Source organism: Paenibacillus sp. 2RAB27 (genome assembly GCF_052115445.1).
Lineage (GTDB): Bacteria > Bacillota > Bacilli > Paenibacillales > NBRC-103111 > Paenibacillus_E.
In genome coordinates this window covers 298,389-319,601 of the sequence record NZ_JBFRGR010000001.1, presented here as the reverse complement: position 1 = coordinate 319,601, position 21,213 = coordinate 298,389, and the positions used below count along the sequence as shown (strand labels likewise).

The window sequence follows — 21,213 nt, the reverse complement described above, 5'->3', positions numbered from 1 at the left end:
TGAGTTAACACTCAGCAAACGCCTTTATTTGTAGAATATTCAGATAAAATCTTGTTGTTCGTGAAACAATTTGTGCTTATAGCGTTAGTGCGCGAACATTAACGATTTCATCTAGTTTGGTAAGTTCAGCCAATACTTCAGCAGGGGCAGTTTTATCAATTGTCAGTACCATGATTGCGGAACCGCCAATTACTTTACGACCAACTTGCATAGTCGCAATGTTGACTTGATTGCTTCCGAGAAGTGTACCAACGCGTCCGATAATACCTGGTTTATCGTTGTGGGAAATTAACAACAAGTTACCCTCAGCAGCGAAGTCAACTGGATACTGATCGATACGCACGATGCGCTCGCCAAAGCCAGCAAGTAATGTTCCAGCAAGTGTTTTTTCTTCTTGTTTCGTTTTAACCGTCACTGTAACGAGGTTAGTGAAGCTATTTGATGCATTTGACGTTTGAACGACGATGTTAACACCGCGAGATTTAGCCAGATGCATAGCGTTAATGATGTTGATGGATTCCAATTGATTTTGGAAAATCCCTTTTACAATGTAGCGTGTCAATGGACTTGTATCTACATCCATTAAGTCACCGGCATAGTTAATTACGATTTCAGATACAGCGCCTTGAGCGATTTGTCCAAGGACAGAACCGATTTTTTCACCAAGACTGAAGTATGGTTGAAGTTTGTTTAATACATCCGCAGGTACAGGAGGCATATTGACAGCATTCTTAAATGGTTCATTACGAAGAATATGAAGAACTTCCTCAGATACGTCGATGGCTACGTTTTCTTGTGCTTCGATTGTCGATGCGCCAAGATGAGGCGTTACGATCACTTTCGGATTCGTTAGGAAAGGGTGGTCTTTTGATGGCGGCTCGACTTCGAATACGTCGAAAGCTGCACCAGCAACGATGCCTTGATCAATCGCTTCAACCAAAGCTAGCTCATCAATAATACCGCCGCGGGCACAGTTGATGATACGAATGCCTGGTTTCATTAACTCAAATTGTGGTTTCGCGATCAAGTGACGCGTTTCCGGTGTAAGTGGCGTATGAACTGTAATGAAATCTGCTTGCGCTGCAATTTCGTTAACAGAACCGAGTTTAACACCCATTTTCTCAGCACGCTCTTCAGTCAAGAATGGATCATAACCGATAACTTCCATGCCAAATACTTTCGCGCGTTTCGCAACTTCACTACCGATACGTCCCATACCGAGAATACCTAGTGTTTTGTTGCGAAGCTCAACGCCAATAAATTTACGATCCCATTCGCCGCCAACTGTTTTCTTGTACGCTTGTGGAATCATACGAGCTGTTGCCATCATCATGGCGAAAGTTAGCTCACAAGTAGCAATCGTGTTACCGTCAGGTGCATTGATAACGATAATCCCGCGTTTTGTTGCTGCTTCCAAATCAATATTGTCGACACCAACACCTGCGCGGCCAATCACTTTAAGCTTTGTACCGGCATTCATGATTTTCTCCGTTACTTTTGTTTGGCTACGAACTAAGAGGGCATCGTACTCACCAATGATAGCAATGAGTTCGTCTTCAGATAGACCAGATTGCTTAACCACTTCAACATCAGCTGCATCATAAAGCATTTGAATTCCCATGTCACTAATTGGATCGGATACTAGAACTTTGTACATAATTCGGTTCCTCCTTAGATTTGAACATAAAAAAACTCCCAGCCCTCGGATACAGACAGTTAGCCTGTAGCCAAAGGGACGAGAGATTGCTTTCGTGGTACCACCCTAGTTCGCTGCCCATTCGCATGGGTAGCCTCATTTGGTCTTGCGACCTGGAACTGTAACGTGTTCCTAACCCGATTGCATCTACTACCGTTCAATGCAATAACTCTGGAGTGCTCCGCAATTTGTTCGCTACCGGTTCTCACCTACCACCGGTTCTCTGAAAGCTACTTTATTTGCTTGGCTCCGTCAACGCTGTACTGTGATATAGAATTTTTAATAGATTACCATGCGTTCGAAATCGTGTCAATACATGTCGAACGATTTTCACTTTTACGTCATAAATGTTCGGATTGACAGTTAATCAGAAGCTTTTCGTTTATTTTATAGCAAGAATGTTCAGAATGCAATGACATTTTGCTTATATTTGAGGCCCGTTTTCTTGTATGGTACAGTGAATATTAGGTTCTTAACTAATGAAAGCAGGAGTGTGTACCAAAATGGAAATTAATCACATTTATCCGCAAATTTTTCTCCAAGCAGTCGACCAGAAAACACTAGGAAATAGTGTCATCATTGATGTAAGAGAACCCCATGAATGGGAGTACTATCATATGGAAGAAGCCAAATTAATTCCCATGGGGCAAATTCCGCTCCGTATGGGTGAGCTTCCAGAAGATGAAGACATATATATCGTTTGTGCACATGGGATGCGCAGTATGCGCGTAGCTGAATATTTAAAAGAAAACGGTTTCGAACGTGTTATTAATGTTGACGGGGGAATGGCTGCTATCGGTATGTTCCGCGGCTTCCAATACGACTAAAAAGTAAAAGCTGATGACTTCGTCCACCGAGTGGGCCAAATCTTCAGCTTTTTTCTTATTTTGCATCTGAAAAGAACGGTAATTGAGGCAATGTTTCATTGGAGTACCATTTCGCTTTGCCTTTGACAAAGTCACCTGTGCGAACAGCATTCGTGCTAAGCAATAATTCCATGGTTTGATTCACATCATTCACATTTAATTTCTTGGCTTGGCCGGACGCGATGAATTCATCAATCCTGATAGTTAAATCTTGCGGATAGAAAGGCGAGAATGCCTTATTTTTCAATAATTTAGCGGTAATATATACGTTCTTTACGTTGAAATTCATAGCGCGCCATTGATCGAGATTGGCTGTATTATTAGGATCGAAATATTCAATGTCTGGATCCATAGTGCCATTCCAAACTAGGATGGAGTCGAAATAATTTTTCTGTGCGGTTAAGGCTTGTGTTTTGGCTTCTAAGAAGTACGCATCCTTCTGAATGGCATCAAGCAGCTGTGAATGACTTTGTGCATTAGCTTTAGATTGATAAGTACTTAACGCGTCGGTAAAAAGCTTTAAGCTTTTCAGATAGCCTTGGTGTGACTGCACGAGCAGTGGCGAAGAGGCAGGCATGTTTTTACTTTGCAGCGTATTATATTTGTCTGCAGCAATTTTACTTAGCTCTTTCAGAACGGCAGATGCATCCACGGCGGCGGTGTTATCCATTTCAATTTGACTCAATAATTCAAACCATTTATTCTGAAATTCCCTAAAGGGTAAAAAGATGGTATGGTAATATGACACTAGCACTTGTTGGTCATAAGCGCCTATTTCGGGTACAGCTGCTTGATCAGCATGCATGATTTTATCATATTTTAAATCGGATTTCGTTTGTCCTAATCGCAAGCCATAGAAAAAAGCGCCAAGTATACAGACCAGCATAAAGATAAACATGAGGGCAAATAAATAATCAGTGCGGGTAAGACGCTTCTCCATAAATCAAGCTCCTTGTTGTCTTTTATAGTTGTTTTAGTATAGGTCAATCAGCATGAAAAAGGAATATTATAAGGAAATGAGGCTGCTTCCTTTGAAAAAAATCGATTTTAAGAACCTTCGTATTGGGAAAGTTGATATCAATGAACTGAATGACAAGACTTTATTGCTGAATCTTTATATTACACAACTGCTTACGCTTATTATCGGAATTATCATCCTATTATTTCAGAGTAATTCAAAGATTCTTTCTGCGTTGTCGTTTCAAGGTGGTTGGCGTGTCCTCATTTGGGGTTGTTTATTTGCTGTAGTAGTCCTTGGAGTTGACATTCTTATTTCGCGATGGGTACCCAAAKAAGTATCTGATGACGGTGGTATTAATCAAATGATTTTTGGTAATAGGGCCCTTTGGCATATTGCACTTATTTCATTTATCGTTTCTGTCTGTGAAGAGGTCCTATTCCGTGGTGCGATTCAACATGCCTGGGGGCCTTACTGGACTAGTATTTTATTTGCTGCAATCCATGTTCGCTATCTACAGCATTGGCTCATGACAGGGATGGTTTTTGGTATTAGCTATGGCTTAGGTTGGATTTACCTTCATACGGGAAGCCTATGGACACCAATAATTGCTCACTTTATGATTGATATGGTGATGGGTTGCATACTTCGGTTTAGCAAGGAGGAAGATCAAGGTTCATGAGTGCTGGAGAAAGAGTAGCTTCGCGTTCAAATCCTGGCGTGGAGGAGCAACAAGGGGATGATACCTATTTACCGCCGCGTAGAGCTGTACACCCTTCAGAGCAAGGCAAATGGACGAACCTTTTCTATATGACATTACTTTGGTTATTTATCGCTTTAGTTGTGAGTTTAACTGTTTGGGGGATCAAGTACTCAAATTCTTCGTTGTAACAAATAAAATGAGCCCTACGCTGCCACGAAACGAAACATTCGCGGCAGTATAGGGCTCTTATTTCATTCCTATCTCATTTCTAATTCAATGGTATTGGGATCAACAAACGTATAGCCTTTTTCCTCGAGCTTCGTGAGCATCGTATCAAGCGCAGCTACTGTCCATGGGAGCTCATGCATGAGGATATTGCTGCCGTTATGAAGCTGTTGCAACACATTCTCAATGATTTTATTCGAATCATTATTCTTATTCGTCATGTCCCAATCTAATGATCCGTTTGACCATGTCATGTAAAGCATTTTATTATTTTTAATTTTAGATTTCAAATAATCATTACCTGAGCCGAATGGAGGACGGAAAAATTGYGGGGACTGACCCGTAATTTCTTTCACAATTTGCTGAACATCGTCAACTTGCTTATCAATTTTGTCATTCGGCATATCTTTCAAATTGTCATGATCCCAGGCGTGATTACCGATGATATTGCCGCTTTCGTGAACAAGTTTTACGAGTTCTGGCTTTTGCTTAATGCGATAACCGTTCATGAAGAAGATGGCCTTCGCTTTATGTTTGTTCAGAATATCAATGAGAGATTGATTCATCGCTTGGTCTTTAGGTCCATCATCAAAGGTCAATAAAATGACTTTTTTATTACCATTGGGGTCGTTGGGCACGATATCATAGTTTTTATTCATGTGATAGGTCTTTTGTACTGCTTCTATTACAGGAGCAGTTGGTGTTGGTGAAGGTGTGGTTGTAGGAGCCGCAGTGGGAGTTGGAGATGCACTTGGGCCTGATGTCACTTGAACAACTGGCGCTACACTTATAGTTGCAGCAGGACTTGTTTCGGTTTGATTTGCACTGCAGGCAGCCAATAGAAGTATGACTGTTAGGATTAGTGTGCTTGCTTTCTTTTTCATATTCGTCTTCTCCTCAGATCCTTACATGGTTTACATTTTTGTCATCACTTATAGTACCACAATATAGATCACAATTCGCAGATGTCAATTCTCCTATGTTTTCCTTCTTCAGTTATGTATGTCCACTTCTAAACTCGCACAACCTAGAAAGGATTCATACTACTTATCATGGAGGGAGATCCAATGAAATTAGGAACATTTATGCTTGGTGGCATTGCAGGCGCGGCTGCTGTAATTTATCTCAATCGTAAAAGTAAATCCATGCTATTCTCAGCATTTAGCTCACCTAGTCAATCGATGGGCAATGTCATGGATAAGGCAAAAGAAACGTTCACAAGCAAATCTTTCGGAGAATCTACAGCCCGAAATTTCTCCTCGACGAGTACAAATGGCTTAAACAAAGTAGAGAAAATCGTCAAAGAAGACCCAAGTTTGAAGGCAACTGTCAATGAAATTCTGCAGGATAATAAAATAAGCAGCGCAACAATACAATAAAGATAAGCGCTCAGCACAGTCCGGCATACCMACGGGGCCGGCTGTGCTTTTTCTTTTTATACATAACTTAAGCGTGCAATTACAAAGATTTAGTGTTAACATGATAGGTGAAAACAATAGATGGATGCATGTCCATTTATGTATTAGTGGTTCACCTTTTTATTTTTCTAACATATTCTGATTGAAATAAGGTGACCATGCTTTCGATGCAAGCTTTCCAGTTGGAGAGCTCAAAGGAGGATCCTATCATGAAAATAGAACGCTTAAGTCAGGATAAGATACGGATTTTCCTAACATTCGATGACTTAACTGAACGTGGAATTCAAAAAGACGACATGTGGAGAGAAATTCCGAAAGTGCACGAGTTGTTTAGTGAGATGATGGATCAAGCCTATTCGGAGCTCGGATTTGACCCGTCCGGTCCGCTTGCTGTTGAGGTATTCGCCCTCCCAGCGCAGGGTATGGTTGTTATCGTTACTAGAGGCAAGCTTGATTTGTATGCGAGTTCTGATGCATATGATGATCATGAAGCTGAAGAAGTGTACGAAATGGAAGTTACGCTTGAACAAAGTGATCTGATCTCCTATGCTTTCCGTGATTTTGAAGATCTGCTGCGTGTATCCAAAGTAATTAATCCCCTTCTGATGGAAGGCGGTACCCTGTATTCGTATAAGGGGAAATATATTTTACAGCTAGAACCTGTAGAACTTGAAGAAACCAAGTATCAAGCTCTTATCGCTGTCTTATCTGAGTTCGGTGAAGCTTCTTCAGTGACCTTGGCTGTGCTTGAGGAATACGGGAAAACAATCATTGCAGATGATGCCGTTAAGGTGYTCTGCCGCCATTTCAAATAATTGGGACTCACGTCCTGATGCATAAGAATGAAACAAGCATCTCCCAAAAACAACCGTTTTTGAGGATGCTTGTTTTGTTTTCCATAATACGCAACTAAGGTCGTTTGTGTTACACGTAGAAATATCTAGACAGAACGACTATAATAGAAGCATGGAATTTCAAAATCAGAGGGGAGCTGGAACATGCATATTGTGCCTATTTTATTGGCAGCCATAGCGCCAGGTCTCTCATTGCTCGCCTACTTTTATCTGAAGGATCGGTACGAAACAGAACCTATCCATTTAGTGATACGGATGTTTCTCTTCGGTGTACTACTCGTTTATCCGACGATGGTGCTACAGAACGCATTTATCCAGGAGTTCGGCAATGGCACGATCATGACATCCTTTTTTCTCTCAGGAGGAATCGAAGAGTTTCTGAAGTGGTTGTTACTGTATCACTTGATTTTCCGTCATGAAGCTTTCGACGAACCCTACGACGGGATTGTGTATGCGGTAGCTGTCAGTCTTGGCTTTGCCACATTGGAGAATATTATTTACGCATTCTTGCATGCTTCTTCTTTCTCGGCATTGATGCTTCGTGCGCTTTTGCCAGTATCGGGACACGCTTTATTTGGTGTCATGATGGGGTATTACATGGGCAAGGCCAAATTCGTTCCTCATAAGCAAAATAGGTACTTATGGCTATCGCTGTTGCTGCCAATTGCGTGGCACGGTGCATTTGATTATATTTTGCTTATATTCAAAAACAGCTGGATTTGGATTATGATTCCCCTCATGACGTTTCTATGGTTACGGTCGATATGGCGTGTAGATCGTGCTAACGCACACTCGCCTTTACGCGTTGTGACTGTGGAAGAGAAGATTAAAATGGGGAGATTTGGGTCATAATGACTGTATATTTGTTGAACTCCATTACATGGAATGGGGATAGACCGGGAGGGCATACATGTCATTAACGACGCGCGTGAAAGTGAAGATCCGATGTCGGTTATGCGGTGAGAAGTTCGTATTGCGAGGCAAAAAGGAAAAAGACAAGATTGAAACTGGATTTCGGCAATGTATATGCAGTAATGAGCACGATTTTGAAATAGAAACCGAAAGTTAACGAAAGGCCATTCTTCCGAATAGGCCTTTTTTTGCATGTAGGAATGCTTTGATAAACTTTATGTCAATCTTGTATAAACCTGCCTCCACGCGTAAAAACTAATCGCAAGATTGGGTATGAAAGGAGCAGTTCTGTGTATAAAAGATTAAGTATCGTCATGTTTCCATTTCTATTGTTGGCTTTAATCGGGGCTTCTGTGTGGGGGTATTTGGAACACCAAGAAAAGAATACGATATTAATTAAGGCTGAGAATCAGTACCAACGCGCGTTTCATGACCTGTCCTTTCACATGGATAAGCTACATACGGAATTAGGCAACACGTTGGCGGTGAATGAAACCTCGGAACCATCCTACCGTAAAGGTTTGGTTAATGTTTGGCGTTTAACCAGTCAAGCACAGAGTGATATCACACAATTGCCTTTAATGCTGCTGCCTTTTAACAAAACGGAAGATTTCCTAGCGAATATGGCTAATTTCTCTTACCGCATGTCAGTTCGCGATATGACGAAACAGCCTTTAACCGAAGCGGAAATGAAAACGTTGAACACCTTGTATGCACATTCTGCTGATATAACGAAAGAAATTCGGGGTGTACAAAATAAAGTAATAGCAAATAATTTGCGATGGATGGATGTGGAGACGGCTCTCGCATCTGAAAATGAAATGCACGACAATGCGATTATCGATGGCTTTAAGATTGTGGATAAACAAGTAGGTGGATATGAGGAGTTGAACTGGGGGACAGGAAGCTTAAATGTGTTCTCCAAAAATGATGTTAAAATGCTGACGGGCAATGATATGACGGCAGATCAAGTGAAAAAGAAAGCTATTGATTTCCTTGGGGTTAAAGATTCGAGCGGCATCAAAGTTGTCGAGAACGGCGGAAGTGCACCAGAGTTTCAAAGTTATAGTGTTGTTATTCCAAGCAATGATGCTTCGAAAACGGACACGCAAATGGATTTCACCAAAAAAGGTGGTCATTTGATTTATTTTATGAAGTCTCGTGATGTTCCAACTGCGAAATTCAATCTTCGTCAAGCGAGAGACGTAGCGAATGAATTTCTGGATGGGCATGAGTACAAGGATTTAAGCGCAATTAGTTATGATCAATACCAGAATACAGCAACGATTCTGTTCGCAAAGAAAGAAAATAATGTCACCATTTATCCGGAACAAGTTACCGTTAAAGTTGCTTTAGATACCCTTGAAGTAACAGGGCTACAAGCGACCAATTATATTTATTCACAGAAGAAACGCAATATTGGCCAACCGAAAATTACGGTAGACCAAGCACGTAAGCAACTGAGTTCTAAAATGAAAGTTACAGGCGAATCGCTTGCGATTATCAAAAATGATCTGGACGAAGAAGTCCTCTGTCATGAATTTATCGGTACGATGAATAACAATATCTATCGTGTTTACGTAAATGCAGATGTGGGCATGGAAGAGAAAATAGAGACAATTCGCCAGGATCAAGCGGAAGTTGCAAAAGGAAAATCATAGGAGGAAGAGGCAGGATATCATCCTGCTTCTTTTTTTTCTATCTAAATGGTGAGGTCATGGTATAATTAATGTATATTACTTCGCGGAGGTGCGGAAATTGCTTCCTAAGGTCAACCAGATTTTACATATGCAAATGAACAGTATTGATGAAGAAGAGTCCAAAATCGAATATAAGTCTAGAATTGCGGATGTGACAGAGAGTGCAATTATCATTGAAATTCCTTTGAATGAAAAGACAGGACGATTAAAAAAACTTTATCAGGGTGATGAAATTAGTGCTCATTTCCTAGGTCAAGGCGGTGTGAAGCATTATTTCACAACAGAAGTTGTAGCTTTTACAGAGGATGTTATTCGCTTGATCGAACTGAGGCTTCCAGAGTTAAGCGCGATCACGCAAATACAACGTAGAAATTTCCTTCGCGTTTTAGCAGAATTAGAAATCGCCGTAAAGCTGAACGACCAGATCCAATTTATTGGATTGACCGATGATGTTGGCGGTGGAGGTATTTCATTTATATGTGATGGACATATTCCGATAGGCTTAAATGCAATCATTTCTTGTTGGGTACTTGCGCCATTCAAAAATGGATCGATCGAACATATTCCTTTTACAGGTGAAGTAGTTCGCGTGAAAGGAACGGAGACGGGTAAGCAATTAGTTATGATCCGATTTGCAGAGATCGCGGATAGAGAGCGGCAGAAACTGATTCGTTTTTGCTTTGAGAGACAAATGGATTTTCGTAAACGCTAGGGATTGAGACATAAACGCTAAGGGTATACTGCTATGCATATCGGATGCTAGCGGGAGTGTGATCTCATGTCCAAGGAGCAAGAAGCAGAACCATATGAACAGTTATTTTTGCGCTTTTCTGTGAAAGTAGAGAAGGTCATTATTAGAGCTGTAATTTTTGTTGTAATATTGCTAGTTTGTGTACAAGCATTACTGCAAAATGCGTATATACGCAAGCATTTCACACGTGTTGAGCCGCTCGAAGGGCAACCGTATATCGTACCGGAACATCCGCAAAAAGAACGCTCATAAGCGCATGAAATCAAGGCAGGATAGAACCCAAGTTTTGCATATGACCATGTTGTGTGATATAATTTCTAGTAATTAGCAGGCAAGTGCCTGCTTTTTTGTTCGTAAGGTACTGTGAAGTATTGTTAGGAGGAACAGCAGCTTGGATAAGTTCAATATTGCCATAGATGGTCCTGCTGGAGCCGGTAAAAGTACCATAGCACGGCTAGTTGCCGGTGCACTTGGTTTTATTTACGTGGATACAGGAGCCATGTATCGAGCAGTAACGTGGAAAGTACAGCAAGAAGGGCTGCTACCTGATCAAGAAACAGAAGTGGCTGCGTTAGCCAATCGCATGCAGATTGAGCTCATCCCTGGAGATGAAGGGCAACAGGTTATCGTAGATGGTGTTGATGTGACGAAAGCGATTCGTTCATTGGACGTAACGACACATGTTTCACAAATTGCCAGCTATGGCGCTGTACGTCATTTGTTAGTTGCACTACAGCAGCAAATGACTGTTTCCAAAGGCGTAGTCATGGACGGCCGTGACATTGGTACACATGTCATGCCAGATGCAGAGATTAAGGTTTTCTTAACTGCGAGTGTGAAGGAACGTGCTGAGCGCCGATTCAAGGAATTAGAAAACAGTGGTACCAATACACTGACTCTTTCCGAATTGGAGCAGGATATCGCACGTCGCGATCAATTCGATGAGGCTAGGAAAATTTCACCACTGCGTAGGGCGCATGATGCCGTGTTGATGGACAGTACATCAATGACGATCGAAGAAGTAGTGGACGAAATTCTTGGACTTTGCAAGGACAAAGTCGGAGGTGGCAAATAAAGATGCTATATCGCATCGGAAGAGCCTTATTTCGATTTATTTTCACCGTTTTTTTTCGAATGCGTGCTATCGGAATGGACAATGTTCCAACGCAAGGGGCAGTTGTTTTGTGTGGTAATCATACTAGCTTATTGGACCCACCATTCTTAGGTTCACCACTGCGCCGCAAGGTGCATTTCATGGCCAAGGCGGAGCTGTTTGATATACCAGTACTTGGGTCTATCATATCTAAAGTAGGCGCATTCCCAGTTAAACGCGGAGGCGTAAGCAGAGAGTCGATTCGCCTTGCTGTACAGCTGCTGCGTGACGGCAATATGCTTGGTGTTTTTCCTGAAGGATCTAGAAGCAATGCGGGTGGAATGGGGAAGAAAGGCGCTGCTAGTCTTGCATTGAAGTCGGGCGCGGCCGTTGTTCCGGTAGCCATCGTAGGTACCTATTCACTTTTCCGTCGTATGACGATCGTTTATGGTAAACCACTTGATATGAGCGCTTATGAAGGCGGTAGTTCAGAGGATCTGGAGCAGGCGACGGAAGCGATTATGAAAGAAATTCGCCGACTACATACAGTTACTAGTAAAGCATAAGCAGAAATGTATGGAATTGAAAGCTTGGAATTATACTAACCATAAAGTGATTTGAACTTATTATTGTGTTTGAAACAGAGTAGGAGCTTGACTGCTGCTTTGTGACTTATAAATTATTTTTGTTGGTTGTAAATAGAGGAGGCTAATCTCATGTCAGATGAAGTAAAAGTTGAAGATCAATCACAGGAAGCTCAAGAAACGGCCGTATCACAAGCAGAAGCAGAGCACGCGCTTAACAATGTTGCTGTGTTGAAGAAAGGCGCTACGGTAAAAGGCAAAATCGTTAAAGTAGACGCTGATCAAGCTTTCGTGGATATCGGTTACAAATACGATGGCGTCATCCCAGTTCGTGAGCTTTCTTCCGTAAGCTTGAATGATGCTGCGCAAGCAGTTGAGCTTGGTCAAGAAGTAGAATTGAAGATCGTTTCCATCAACGATGCAAAAGAAACGTTGGTATTGTCCAAACGTGTTGTTGACAACGAGAAAGCTTGGGAAACGCTGCAAGGGCAACTTGAGAGCAAAGAAATCATCGAAGCAGCTGTTGCTGAGGTTGTTAAAGGCGGATTAGTTGTGGATATTGGTGTACGTGGTTTCGTACCTGCTTCCATGGTTGAGCGTCAATTCGTTGAAGATTTCTCTTCCTACAAAGGCCGCACTTTGCGTCTTCGTGTGAAAGAAATTGATCGCGAGAAAAACAAAGTCATTCTTTCCCAAAAAGATATTTTGGATGAAGAGTTCGAAACAAACAAGAAGAAAATCATCGAAGGTCTTCAAGTTGGTCAAGTACTAGATGGTACTGTACAACGTTTGACACAATTCGGTGCATTTGTTGACATCGGTGGTATTGATGGACTTGTTCATATTTCTGAACTTGCTTGGCAGCATGTTGAACAAGCTTCTGATGTTGTTAAAGAAGGAGACAAAGTTAAGGTGCAAATCCTTAAATTGGATCCAGCCAATGACAAAATCAGCTTGAGCATCAAAGCTACGCAAGATGGTCCTTGGTCAAATGTTGAGCGTGATTTCAAAGCTGGTGATATCGTAACAGGTACAGTTAAACGTCTTGCAGCTTTCGGTGCATTCGTTGAAGTGGCACCAGGTGTTGAGGGTCTTGTTCACATTTCCCAAATCGCACACCGTCACATCGGTACTCCGCATGAAGTTTTGAAAGAAGGCCAAGAAGTTCAAGTGAAAATCTTGGAAATCAATCTTGCTGAGAAACGTGTTAGCTTAAGCATTAAAGATACAGAGGATGCTCCTGAAGCACCTGCTGGTGCAGCGGCTCCGTCATCAGCTGGCAAACCAGAAAGAGAAAGACAACCGCGCGGCGATCGTGATCGTGGTAACAGCGCTAGTCACCAAAAAGAAATTGCTGGTAACGAAAACGTATCCCTAAGCAATCAAGGTTTGTCCATGACTCTTGGTGAGCGTTTCGGAGATAAACTGGCTAAATTTAAAAAATAAATAGATCCAATTTCTAGGAGGGTACAGAAATGCGCATCTCACGCAAAATGGAGCATGTCCATTACGCGCTGGAGCTTGGTCAAACCCGTCAACAAGGGTTGGCGGATATCAAGCTTGTGCATAACTGTCTTCCTGAGACTTCGACGGATCATATTGCTTTAACAACAACAATCGGCGATCTCACTATGAGTTCGCCGATTTTAATTAATGCAATGACCGGCGGCGCTCATGAGACAGAGAGTATTAATCGCGAATTGGCCATACTCGCGAGGGAGAAAGGTTTGCCTATGGCTGTTGGCTCCCAGATGTCAGCTATTAAGAATAGCGAAGTGGCATMCAGTTACGAAGTGGTGCGACGCGAGAATCCGAATGGTATCATCTTCGCTAATTTGGGGAGTGAAGCCACAACAGATCAAGCATTGCGAGCTGTAGATATGATAGAAGCGAATGCGCTTCAAATCCATTTGAACGTTATGCAAGAGCTAATTATGCCAGAAGGTGATCGCAGCTTCGTAGGTATGCTTGGACGTATTGAAAACATTGTTCGTCTTACGCCCGTACCTGTCATTGTGAAAGAGGTTGGCTTTGGCATTTCGCGTGATAACGCGAAGCAATTGAGAGATATTGGCGTTCAGGTGCTCGATGTGGGGGGCTCAGGTGGGACGAATTTTGCTGCCATTGAAAATGCCAGACGACCTGCTGCATTAAATTGGCTGAATGATTGGGGTACACCGACAAGCATGACTTTATTAGAGGCCCTATCTGTTTATCCGTGGGGTTCTATTATTGCGTCAGGCGGCATTACAAATGCATTGGAAGCGGCGAAAGCACTTACCTTAGGCGCATCGGCAGTGGGCATGGCAGGCGCATTTCTGAAGGTATTGCGTATAGATGGTGTAGATGCACTTCACACATATGCAGAAGAGCTGCACCAAGGACTTATTTTAATTATGACAGCGTTAGGCGCTAATTCGATTCAAGCCCTTACGGGATGCCCAGTAGTCATCGTTGGAGATACCGCGGAATGGTGTCGAACGAGAGGTATTGACTTAACTTCATACGCAGAGCGAACTAATCAGAGTAAATAATCAAAATATTGCCATACTAAGGATCAGGCAGATCTTCCTTATTTGTATAGGGGGAGTCTGAAGATCCGCAAGCAAATCGATGAATTTGAAAGTCATCGGTAGCTAAGCAGGCTAGGTGGTTTGATTATGAATGCCGGTTATCTGTCGCTTATTCTCCTTTGCATCACGTTGATCTTGCTCGCTAGCGGCTGGAAGGAGCTGTACATCCGAAGTATATCGCATAAAGGCATGCTTCTTTTTTTTGCCTCTTGGCTGATCGGATCGCGAGTAACGCTGACGATACAACATGTACATATCCAGCTTGTCTATGTTGTTGTACTAACGATTGCCTTTAGTATTCTTTATGTCACACAAGGTTTTATACATAAGCTACATCTGCTTTCCATAGGACTTCTGATCGGTTCACTTCACTTTCTATTTCAACAACTGCTAGAAATGGACCCTATCCTTATCATTCGTAATTCAGAATGGCAGACTGCTCTGTTGATTGCCGTTGTAGCCGTAATCGTGCAGCGTAATGCATGGGAGCAAATTGCTGCCATTTCGATCGGATATCTGATCGGGGATATGTATCAAGCAGGTATTCATCTAGTAGATGGATTTCATCAACTGGGCATGGCCACGTTCCAAGATCAGTGGTGGCTGTCTATCTTTACAGCAAGGACGATAACGATTGTAATACAAGCTGCATATAGTGGTTGCCGAAACGTCGTGAGAAGCTGGTTAGACCGCAAGGGGGGCAACTAACGTAATGGATTTGGCGTGGTTACATTCACATCGTTATACCATCGGGATTGTCATTGGTGTTATTTTTGGTATTATATCGCGGATCAATATGCTTCGGACGGATTATCGGCAATATCCAACGTATCCACATGGCAAAATTATTCATGTCTCACTCGGTGTGATCGCTGCTGGTCTTGGAGCGGTTGCCGTTCCTGCGCTGTTGGAGAAAAACTACACGGCAGTCACGTTTCTTTCCTTGGCGGCACAACAATTTAGAGATGTACGCAATATGGAAAGACAGAGTTTAACGAAAGTGGATGAGTTAGAACTTGTACCCCGTGGAGCTGCCTATATCGAAGGGATTGCGATGGTTTTCGAAGGTCGTAATTATTTGGTCATTATGACAGCTTTCATGGCCTCCTTATTCAGTATATTAGGTGCTTGGTACTGGGGGATAGCTGCTGGAGTAATCTCGATTTGGCTCGCAAACTTTTTTAAATCAGGAAGCAAATTAGGGGATATCGCTGATATTGAACCCGCTGATATTCATATGGATGGGCCTGATGCTTCTGTTGGTTCTATATATATCATGAATGTTGGGCTTCAGGATTCACGTGAGAAAATAATGAAATACGGTCAAGGCTTTCTAATTAAGCCCAAAAATCGGAATGCACGTGTTACGATTTCTCATGTTGGCCAGAGGCAAGCCATTATGTATGATATGTCTACTTTGTTCGGCGTGTATCGTGATGAGGGAGAACCTTCTTTACGACCMATGGCTAAATTGGACCTGGACTCAGGGACGATAGGTTTGCTTTTGCTTTTGCAGGAAAATGACAAAGAGAAAACGCTCACTGCCCTCCATCGTGTACCTGTTCTTGAAAGTGCTGTGCGCATGCCTTCTGAAGCTGGAGTAAATAAAAAGTAGGAGGGGTAATGCCCTTATGTCGCAAATTCTCGCGATCGTGACATTGTCGAAAGACCGGATTGCTGGCGGTGCACCAATCTTTGTGGTTGAAAGTGAAGAGGAGTTGCAGAGAACCGCATTCTCTTTGGAGAAAATGTTAGACGCGAATGCCCATGATCTGAAAAATGGTACGATGATTCTGGTGAAACATTCCTGATTATCTGGAGAATGGGCGCATATTTGATGGAAGTCTCAAAAGAGATTAGCCAAGGCGCCTCTTTTTTGTTATGATGTAAGTTGCGTAATTTTCCATGTACGATCATGGAATCCGAAGGAGAGATGTAAATTGGCTAGACCCGTACTTGCAATTGTTGGCCGACCTAATGTCGGGAAATCCACCATTTTTAATCGAATCGTAGGCGATCGTATGGCGATCGTAGAAGATAAACCAGGTGTTACACGAGATCGTTTATATGGTGTTGGTGAATGGCTGAATACATCGTTTAGTGTCATTGATACTGGCGGTATTGAAATTGACGGCGAAGACGTAATCTTGAAATCTGTTCGTGTACAAGCTGAGCTTGCGATTGAAGAAGCGGATGTCATCGTGTTCATGGTTGACGCGAAGGCGGGTGTAACTCCATCGGATGAGGAAGTAGCGCAGCTATTGTTCCGTTCGAAGAAGCCAGTTGTCTTGGCAGTAAATAAAGTGGATAATTTGGCGCGTCAAGATGATATCTATGAATTCTATTCCCTTGGTTTCGGTGATCCTGTAGGGATTTCGGGTTCGCACGGAATTGGGATTGGCGATCTCCTTGAGGTTGTTTGTAATTTATTTCCGGACAAAACCGATGACGAGTATGGCGAAGAAGTTGTTAAATTCGCCTTGATTGGTCGTCCAAACGTTGGGAAATCGTCGATGACGAACGCGATTCTTGGTGAAGAGCGAGTTATTGTGAGCGACGTTGCAGGTACAACACGTGATGCGATCGATACACCGTTTGAGCGTGATGGACAGAAGTTCGTTATCATTGATACAGCTGGCATGCGAAAACGTGGCAAAGTTTATGAGAACACCGAGAAATACAGCGTAATGCGGGCAATGAAAGCTATTGAGCGAGCAGATGTGGTGCTGGTTGTAATCGACGGACAAGAAGGTATTATTGACCAAGATAAACATATTGCAGGCTATGCGCATGAAGCAGGAAAAGCGATTGTCATTGTCGTAAATAAATGGGATATCGTTGAGAAAGATGATAAGACAATGCAACATTTTACGACGACGATTCGCGATCATTTCTTGTTCTTGAGTTATGCACCGATCGTGTTTGTATCTGCGAAAACAACACAGAGGCTTCATAAACTGCTGCCTGTTATCGTACAAGTGGCTGAGAATCATGCCTTGCGCGTTCAAACGCATCTCCTGAATGATGTTGTTTCCGATGCGGTTGCATATAATCCGCCGCCAACGGACAAAGGGAAGCGTCTGCGCATTAATTATGTGACGCAAGTAGCCGTTAAGCCACCTGTGTTCGTACTCTTCGTGAATGAGCCAGAGCTTATGCATTTCTCGTACGAACGTTATTTAGATAACAAAATCCGTGCTGCATTTGGCTTTGAAGGAACGCCCATTCGCATCTTGAGCCGTAGAAAAACTTCGGACAAAGAATAGGAGATGTTGTACATTGGTTTCGATAATAACAATTGTAGTGGGCTATTTACTAGGATCCATCAGCTTTAGTTATTTATTCGGAAAATGGTTTAAGGGAATAGATATCCGCAAGCACGGTAGTGGGAACGCGGGGGCAACGAATACGCTCCGCGTTCTCGGGAAGGGGCCAGCAATCCTTGTCCTGCTGTTGGATGCCTTGAAAGGCGTCGTAGCTGTCTTACTAGGCGTGTGGGCTGCCCCGGGACCTGACGACATCTGGATTCGTGTTTTGTGTGGTTTAGCAGCCATTGTAGGGCATAATTKGCCAGTGTATTTCGGCTTTCGCGGTGGAAAAGGCATTGCGACCACCATTGGTGTCATGGCGACACTTTGTTTTGTCCCTACATTGATCGCAGGATTAACAGCAATCGTCATCATCGCTATCACACGATTCGTATCGCTGGGCTCCCTTATTCTTACAGCACTCTTACCTTTTCTAATTTGGGGGATGGACCGGCCGTTACCTGTATTGTGGATAAGCATTTTGCTATGTGCTTTTGCGTTCTTACGTCATCGGACGAATATTGTGAAGCTTATTCAAGGTAAAGAAAACAAGCTGGGCCAGAAAAGAGCCTAACGAAAAACAACTACGCGTAGGAGGGGAAACCGTGACACAAAAAGTATCGGTCCTTGTAGCTGGAAGTTGGGGGACGGCACTCGCCTCGGTATTGGCGGATAATGGGAAAGAAGTCCTTCTATGGTCTCGTAATGAAGAACAAGTGTTAGAAATTAATGAAAAGCACACAAATAGTCGTTTTCTCAAAGAAATATCGTTATCTCCTTCGATTATAGCGACCCATTCTTTGCAAGAAGCCGTGCAAGATGCGGATGCCATCATTATGGTGGTCCCATCTTCAGGCATGCGTGAGGTTGCTTCGCGAATGCGTCCATTTTTGAAGAAAAATACGCTTATCATTCATGCAACTAAGGGATTTGAAACAGGAACTCTCAAACGTATGACAGAGGTACTAGCGGATGAGCTCCCAGAGATGGATCCGAAGCGATTTGTGGTCCTTTCCGGACCCAGTCATGCGGAAGAAGTTATTTGCAAAATGCCGACAACAGTCGTTGTCGCTGCACAGGATTTACAAGCTGCTGAAGCTGCTCAAGACCTGCTTATTACGCGATATTTCCGTGTGTATACGAATCCGGATGTAACAGGTGTTGAGGTAGGTGGCGCACTGAAGAATATCATTGGACTTGGCGCAGGGCTAACAGACGGTTTAGATTTCGGTGATAATGCGAAAGCGGCACTTGTTACTCGAGGGCTCGCGGAAATCACGCGGTTAGGTACTGCAATGGGCGCTAATCCTCTTACCTTTGCTGGGTTAGCTGGAATTGGTGATTTGATCGCTACCTGTACAAGTAAACATAGTAGAAATTGGCGAGCAGGCAACAAATTGGCCAAAGGGATTCTATTAGAAGATGTGCTCAAGGAAATGGGAATGGTTGTTGAAGGCGTGAAAACGACGAAAGCAGCCTATGATCTGGCGAAACGCTTTGAGGTCACTATGCCGATTACGAATGAATTACATAATGTTTTATTTGAAGGGAAATCTCCACAGCTTGCAGCAGGTGATCTTATGGGACGTGTGCGGACACACGAAATGGAAGAATTACCGTTGACAAGATGAGAAAAGGCTGGAGATAGCCTACACCAGATCTTCTCCGCATTCATACTATACCCTATCAGGAATTCTCAATAGCTTAGGGTACAGGAGGCGGCACAATTGGCGAATAAAGATATGTCGAAGGACGTATTAAGTGTGGTCAAGAAGAAGACGGGCAAATCCGTAACAGCTAAAGATATCGAAAAAATTGCAAGTGGAGTGAAACCATCTACCATGCAGAGTGAAGTTCAATTAAGAGCTCTCATAAAACAGGTTTCTGGATTAGTGAATGTCAAGGTGTCTGAAGAAACGATTAATGATATCATTCAAGCCGTTAAAAGCAGTAAACTTGATACCAATAACATGCAGCAATTAATGAGCATGATGCTGGGTAAGAAATAGAAGCATGAAGGGGTTCATCCCCTTTATGCTTTTTTCTCATTCTGTGCTATACTTACATGTGTTTCATTTTCACGATTTTTACATAAGGAGTTTATCATATGTCACCTTTAGACAAAATGTGGGCATCATTTGTGGCCATGGGACTGATGGTTGTTGCGTCATTCCTGATCTCGTATGCACGTACAAGAACATCTGGCGTATGGCGCGGAGTGTTGTCATTCATTGCTTTTTTAATGTTTATTCCTATCTTACTTTTTATGTTATCTTCTTTGTTTTAACCAACCGGAGGGGAAATCATCATGTTAGAACTGAAAACACGCAAAACGCAAATAAAACTAACGCCCGAGACGGGATTAACCATTCTGGATCATGCTTTGAAGGCAGATGTGGATTGGGGATTTTCATGTACACGAGGAACCTGCGCGAGATGTCGCTGTTACGTTGCTGAGGGTCGTGAGCTGCTCGCAGAGGCTTCCGAAGCAGAAGAAGATCGACTAGAGCCAGAGGAGCTTGCACAGGGCTACCGTCTAGCATGTCAATGCGTAGTAAAGCAAGTAGGAACGATTTCCGTTACGCACAAGCCTTATTTTTAAAAATTACTGCCTGAAAGGTGTGGGCATGATGAAACTGCTGGAGCCACTACTCCCGTCGATTTCGACTATTCATACTCGGTTACAGCAAGCCCATAACGTGCAATGGCTAATTGGCGGAAGCTGTGGCTTACTCATGCATAACGTCGATATTGGAAGAACTCCCAGAGATTTGGATATTTATATCGATCTGGAGGATGTTCACACGGTACATCAGTTGCTGCAGCCTTACGCGATGGATAACCCAGAATTTAGTGAAACACCTATATATGCTTCGATGCTGAGTCATTATCGGATTGATGGACATATCGTTGAGGTTGTTGGTGATTTTAAAGTAAAGGCACTGGGATCTTTGTATCAAGTTGAAGTCAATTACTTGTCTGAGAACTATTATAGTCCTGCCTCCATTGATACGTGGGCGGTTCCAGTGATGCCTTTAGCACATGAGTTTCTCTTTAATGTACTTAGAAATCGGCCTGATCGCTATGAACCGATTCTCAGAATGATGCAAGATCATCCCGACAAACATATGCAGGCTTTGAATGATTTAATGAACCGTAATCAGTGGGGTCATGAATTTCATGTAAAAATGAACGAATTGCTAGATTGGAACCGGTGACGCTTATGAGTGTGTTTGATGTTCATTTTTGGCCAGATAATAAAAAAATTAAAGTAAGACCCGGCACAACATTGTTGGACGCAGGTAACAAAGCCAAAGTTCATATTAGAACTCGTTGCGGAGCAAAGGCCGCTTGTTTAATGTGTAAAGTAAAGGTAGGCGACCAAAGTGGTCTAGCCCCTCTGAATACGAATGAACGGTTAAAACTTGGCTCCCTAGCTGATGAGGGGGTTCGTCTTGCATGCCAAGCGCGAGTAACTGGTAATGTGGAAGTAAACATACCGGAGGATCCCTTAAAGGCAGCAATTCGAGCACAGCTAGCTAGACAAGCGGAGGATGACGATTTCATTTAGA

28 protein-coding genes and 1 other annotated feature are annotated in these 21,213 nt (G+C 42.8%); of the genes, 25 read left to right on the top strand and 3 right to left on the bottom strand.

Annotated features, from left to right (window positions below; genetic code table 11):
* Positions 1 to 76 precede the first annotated feature (76 nt).
* Entirely contained in the window at positions 77 to 1,657 is a 1,581-nt protein-coding gene (gene serA, locus AB4114_RS01500; protein ID WP_171628849.1) for a phosphoglycerate dehydrogenase, read from the bottom strand.
* Between the two features lie 71 nt (positions 1,658 to 1,728).
* Positions 1,729 to 1,961, bottom strand: a binding site (T-box leader).
* 238 nt (positions 1,962 to 2,199) lie between these two features.
* On the opposite strand from serA, the gene AB4114_RS01495 reads away from it, so the two are divergent.
* The gene (locus AB4114_RS01495) at positions 2,200 to 2,523 is read left to right on the top strand and encodes a rhodanese-like domain-containing protein (RefSeq protein ID WP_441986801.1); all 324 of its coding nucleotides are present in this window, start codon (positions 2,200 to 2,202) and stop codon (positions 2,521 to 2,523) included.
* A gap of 55 nt (positions 2,524 to 2,578) precedes the next feature.
* On the opposite strand, the gene AB4114_RS01490 is transcribed toward AB4114_RS01495, so the two are convergent.
* Positions 2,579 to 3,502 carry a hypothetical protein gene (locus tag AB4114_RS01490; protein ID WP_441986800.1) on the bottom strand — a complete coding sequence of 308 codons (924 nt, stop codon included), beginning with the start codon at positions 3,500 to 3,502 and terminating at the stop codon, positions 2,579 to 2,581.
* 91 nt (positions 3,503 to 3,593) lie between these two features.
* Between AB4114_RS01490 and AB4114_RS01485 the strand changes: the two genes are divergently transcribed.
* Together AB4114_RS01485 and AB4114_RS01480 are read left to right on the top strand one after the other, a co-directional pair.
* Positions 3,594 to 4,202, top strand: coding sequence for a CPBP family intramembrane glutamic endopeptidase (locus tag AB4114_RS01485; RefSeq protein WP_441986799.1), 609 nt, complete (start codon positions 3,594 to 3,596; stop codon positions 4,200 to 4,202).
* Complete coding sequence (locus tag AB4114_RS01480) at positions 4,199 to 4,411, top strand: hypothetical protein (protein ID WP_441986798.1); 213 nt, start codon at positions 4,199 to 4,201, stop codon at positions 4,409 to 4,411. The genes AB4114_RS01485 and AB4114_RS01480 overlap by 4 nt, the downstream gene beginning before the upstream one ends.
* 69 nt (positions 4,412 to 4,480) lie before the next feature.
* Here the strand turns inward: AB4114_RS01480 and AB4114_RS01475 are convergent, their stop codons facing one another.
* Positions 4,481 to 5,332, bottom strand: coding sequence for a polysaccharide deacetylase family protein (locus tag AB4114_RS01475; RefSeq protein WP_441986797.1), 852 nt, complete (start codon positions 5,330 to 5,332; stop codon positions 4,481 to 4,483).
* A 183-nt stretch (positions 5,333 to 5,515) separates the two neighbouring features.
* Between AB4114_RS01475 and AB4114_RS01470 the strand changes: the two genes are divergently transcribed.
* The 22 genes from AB4114_RS01470 to AB4114_RS01365 all read left to right on the top strand — a co-directional run bounded on the left by AB4114_RS01470 (position 5,516) and on the right by AB4114_RS01365 (position 21,212).
* Positions 5,516 to 5,827 carry a hypothetical protein gene (locus AB4114_RS01470; RefSeq protein WP_441986796.1) on the top strand — a complete coding sequence of 104 codons (312 nt, stop codon included), beginning with the start codon at positions 5,516 to 5,518 and terminating at the stop codon, positions 5,825 to 5,827.
* Positions 5,828 to 6,075: 248 nt separating this feature from the next.
* The gene (locus AB4114_RS01465) at positions 6,076 to 6,681 is read left to right on the top strand and encodes a genetic competence negative regulator (protein WP_441986795.1); all 606 of its coding nucleotides are present in this window, start codon (positions 6,076 to 6,078) and stop codon (positions 6,679 to 6,681) included.
* 183 nt (positions 6,682 to 6,864) lie between these two features.
* Positions 6,865 to 7,572, top strand: coding sequence for a glutamic-type intramembrane protease PrsW (gene prsW / locus AB4114_RS01460; protein ID WP_441986794.1), 708 nt, complete (start codon positions 6,865 to 6,867; stop codon positions 7,570 to 7,572).
* Between the two features lie 58 nt (positions 7,573 to 7,630).
* The gene (locus AB4114_RS01455) at positions 7,631 to 7,789 is read left to right on the top strand and encodes a hypothetical protein (RefSeq protein ID WP_164483569.1); all 159 of its coding nucleotides are present in this window, start codon (positions 7,631 to 7,633) and stop codon (positions 7,787 to 7,789) included.
* A gap of 133 nt (positions 7,790 to 7,922) precedes the next feature.
* Positions 7,923 to 9,293 carry a germination protein YpeB gene (gene ypeB, locus AB4114_RS01450; RefSeq protein WP_441986793.1) on the top strand — a complete coding sequence of 457 codons (1,371 nt, stop codon included), beginning with the start codon at positions 7,923 to 7,925 and terminating at the stop codon, positions 9,291 to 9,293.
* A 97-nt stretch (positions 9,294 to 9,390) separates the two neighbouring features.
* A complete protein-coding gene (locus AB4114_RS01445; RefSeq protein WP_441986792.1) occupies positions 9,391 to 10,044 on the top strand; it encodes a flagellar brake protein in 654 nt (217 codons plus the stop codon).
* Positions 10,045 to 10,110: 66 nt separating this feature from the next.
* A complete protein-coding gene (locus AB4114_RS01440) occupies positions 10,111 to 10,335 on the top strand; it encodes a hypothetical protein (protein WP_441986791.1) in 225 nt (74 codons plus the stop codon).
* A gap of 139 nt (positions 10,336 to 10,474) precedes the next feature.
* Positions 10,475 to 11,158 (top strand): (d)CMP kinase, encoded by a 684-nt coding sequence (cmk, locus tag AB4114_RS01435; RefSeq protein WP_441986790.1) that lies wholly within the window; start codon positions 10,475 to 10,477, stop codon positions 11,156 to 11,158.
* Positions 11,159 to 11,160: 2 nt separating this feature from the next.
* Positions 11,161 to 11,742: a lysophospholipid acyltransferase family protein gene (locus AB4114_RS01430; RefSeq protein ID WP_441986789.1), complete on the top strand. Its 582-nt coding sequence runs from the start codon at positions 11,161 to 11,163 to the stop codon at positions 11,740 to 11,742.
* 150 nt (positions 11,743 to 11,892) lie between these two features.
* The gene (gene rpsA, locus AB4114_RS01425; RefSeq protein ID WP_441986788.1) at positions 11,893 to 13,206 is read left to right on the top strand and encodes a 30S ribosomal protein S1; all 1,314 of its coding nucleotides are present in this window, start codon (positions 11,893 to 11,895) and stop codon (positions 13,204 to 13,206) included.
* 29 nt (positions 13,207 to 13,235) lie between these two features.
* Positions 13,236 to 14,294: a type 2 isopentenyl-diphosphate Delta-isomerase gene (fni, locus tag AB4114_RS01420; RefSeq protein WP_441986787.1), complete on the top strand. Its 1,059-nt coding sequence runs from the start codon at positions 13,236 to 13,238 to the stop codon at positions 14,292 to 14,294.
* A 126-nt stretch (positions 14,295 to 14,420) separates the two neighbouring features.
* Positions 14,421 to 15,041, top strand: coding sequence for a YphA family membrane protein (locus tag AB4114_RS01415; protein ID WP_441986786.1), 621 nt, complete (start codon positions 14,421 to 14,423; stop codon positions 15,039 to 15,041).
* Positions 15,042 to 15,045: 4 nt separating this feature from the next.
* Positions 15,046 to 15,948, top strand: coding sequence for a YIEGIA family protein (locus tag AB4114_RS01410; RefSeq protein WP_441986785.1), 903 nt, complete (start codon positions 15,046 to 15,048; stop codon positions 15,946 to 15,948).
* Positions 15,949 to 15,964: 16 nt separating this feature from the next.
* Positions 15,965 to 16,144, top strand: a complete 180-nt coding sequence (locus tag AB4114_RS01405) for a capping complex subunit for YIEGIA (RefSeq protein ID WP_441986784.1) — start codon at positions 15,965 to 15,967, stop codon at positions 16,142 to 16,144.
* A gap of 129 nt (positions 16,145 to 16,273) precedes the next feature.
* Positions 16,274 to 17,599 (top strand): ribosome biogenesis GTPase Der, encoded by a 1,326-nt coding sequence (gene der / locus AB4114_RS01400; protein WP_068670360.1) that lies wholly within the window; start codon positions 16,274 to 16,276, stop codon positions 17,597 to 17,599.
* Between the two features lie 13 nt (positions 17,600 to 17,612).
* Positions 17,613 to 18,215: a glycerol-3-phosphate 1-O-acyltransferase PlsY gene (gene plsY / locus AB4114_RS01395; protein WP_441986783.1), complete on the top strand. Its 603-nt coding sequence runs from the start codon at positions 17,613 to 17,615 to the stop codon at positions 18,213 to 18,215.
* 31 nt (positions 18,216 to 18,246) lie between these two features.
* Positions 18,247 to 19,272 carry an NAD(P)H-dependent glycerol-3-phosphate dehydrogenase gene (locus tag AB4114_RS01390; RefSeq protein WP_441986782.1) on the top strand — a complete coding sequence of 342 codons (1,026 nt, stop codon included), beginning with the start codon at positions 18,247 to 18,249 and terminating at the stop codon, positions 19,270 to 19,272.
* A 111-nt stretch (positions 19,273 to 19,383) separates the two neighbouring features.
* On the top strand, positions 19,384 to 19,650 hold the full coding sequence (locus AB4114_RS01385; protein ID WP_441987048.1) for a stage VI sporulation protein F: 267 nt from the start codon (positions 19,384 to 19,386) through the stop codon (positions 19,648 to 19,650).
* A gap of 98 nt (positions 19,651 to 19,748) precedes the next feature.
* Positions 19,749 to 19,928: a DUF2768 family protein gene (locus AB4114_RS01380; RefSeq protein ID WP_056614420.1), complete on the top strand. Its 180-nt coding sequence runs from the start codon at positions 19,749 to 19,751 to the stop codon at positions 19,926 to 19,928.
* Positions 19,929 to 19,949: 21 nt separating this feature from the next.
* Complete coding sequence (locus tag AB4114_RS01375; protein WP_056614418.1) at positions 19,950 to 20,243, top strand: 2Fe-2S iron-sulfur cluster-binding protein; 294 nt, start codon at positions 19,950 to 19,952, stop codon at positions 20,241 to 20,243.
* Between the two features lie 25 nt (positions 20,244 to 20,268).
* Positions 20,269 to 20,859, top strand: a complete 591-nt coding sequence (locus AB4114_RS01370; protein ID WP_441986781.1) for a nucleotidyltransferase domain-containing protein — start codon at positions 20,269 to 20,271, stop codon at positions 20,857 to 20,859.
* A gap of 5 nt (positions 20,860 to 20,864) precedes the next feature.
* Positions 20,865 to 21,212: a 2Fe-2S iron-sulfur cluster-binding protein gene (locus tag AB4114_RS01365; protein ID WP_171628825.1), complete on the top strand. Its 348-nt coding sequence runs from the start codon at positions 20,865 to 20,867 to the stop codon at positions 21,210 to 21,212.
* Position 21,213: the final 1 nt, after the last annotated feature.

What these genes read in the sequence shown, in the direction of transcription:
- AB4114_RS01385 (WP_441987048.1), top strand. Translation starts at nt 19,384, where the DNA reads ATGTCGAAGGACGTATTAAGTGTGGTCAAGAAGAAGACGGGCAAATCC.
- AB4114_RS01370 (WP_441986781.1), top strand. Translation starts at nt 20,269, where the DNA reads ATGATGAAACTGCTGGAGCCACTACTCCCGTCGATTTCGACTATTCAT.
- prsW (WP_441986794.1), top strand. Translation starts at nt 6,865, where the DNA reads ATGCATATTGTGCCTATTTTATTGGCAGCCATAGCGCCAGGTCTCTCA.
- AB4114_RS01440 (WP_441986791.1), top strand. Translation starts at nt 10,111, where the DNA reads ATGTCCAAGGAGCAAGAAGCAGAACCATATGAACAGTTATTTTTGCGC.
- AB4114_RS01470 (WP_441986796.1), top strand. Translation starts at nt 5,516, where the DNA reads ATGAAATTAGGAACATTTATGCTTGGTGGCATTGCAGGCGCGGCTGCT.
- AB4114_RS01415 (WP_441986786.1), top strand. Translation starts at nt 14,421, where the DNA reads ATGAATGCCGGTTATCTGTCGCTTATTCTCCTTTGCATCACGTTGATC.
- AB4114_RS01365 (WP_171628825.1), top strand. Translation starts at nt 20,865, where the DNA reads ATGAGTGTGTTTGATGTTCATTTTTGGCCAGATAATAAAAAAATTAAA.
- AB4114_RS01430 (WP_441986789.1), top strand. Translation starts at nt 11,161, where the DNA reads ATGCTATATCGCATCGGAAGAGCCTTATTTCGATTTATTTTCACCGTT.
- AB4114_RS01495 (WP_441986801.1), top strand. Translation starts at nt 2,200, where the DNA reads ATGGAAATTAATCACATTTATCCGCAAATTTTTCTCCAAGCAGTCGAC.
- serA (WP_171628849.1), bottom strand. Translation starts at nt 1,657, where the DNA reads ATGTACAAAGTTCTAGTATCCGATCCAATTAGTGACATGGGAATTCAA.
- AB4114_RS01455 (WP_164483569.1), top strand. Translation starts at nt 7,631, where the DNA reads ATGTCATTAACGACGCGCGTGAAAGTGAAGATCCGATGTCGGTTATGC.
- rpsA (WP_441986788.1), top strand. Translation starts at nt 11,893, where the DNA reads ATGTCAGATGAAGTAAAAGTTGAAGATCAATCACAGGAAGCTCAAGAA.
- AB4114_RS01405 (WP_441986784.1), top strand. Translation starts at nt 15,965, where the DNA reads ATGTCGCAAATTCTCGCGATCGTGACATTGTCGAAAGACCGGATTGCT.
- AB4114_RS01375 (WP_056614418.1), top strand. Translation starts at nt 19,950, where the DNA reads ATGTTAGAACTGAAAACACGCAAAACGCAAATAAAACTAACGCCCGAG.
- AB4114_RS01480 (WP_441986798.1), top strand. Translation starts at nt 4,199, where the DNA reads ATGAGTGCTGGAGAAAGAGTAGCTTCGCGTTCAAATCCTGGCGTGGAG.
- AB4114_RS01490 (WP_441986800.1), bottom strand. Translation starts at nt 3,502, where the DNA reads ATGGAGAAGCGTCTTACCCGCACTGATTATTTATTTGCCCTCATGTTT.
- AB4114_RS01380 (WP_056614420.1), top strand. Translation starts at nt 19,749, where the DNA reads ATGTCACCTTTAGACAAAATGTGGGCATCATTTGTGGCCATGGGACTG.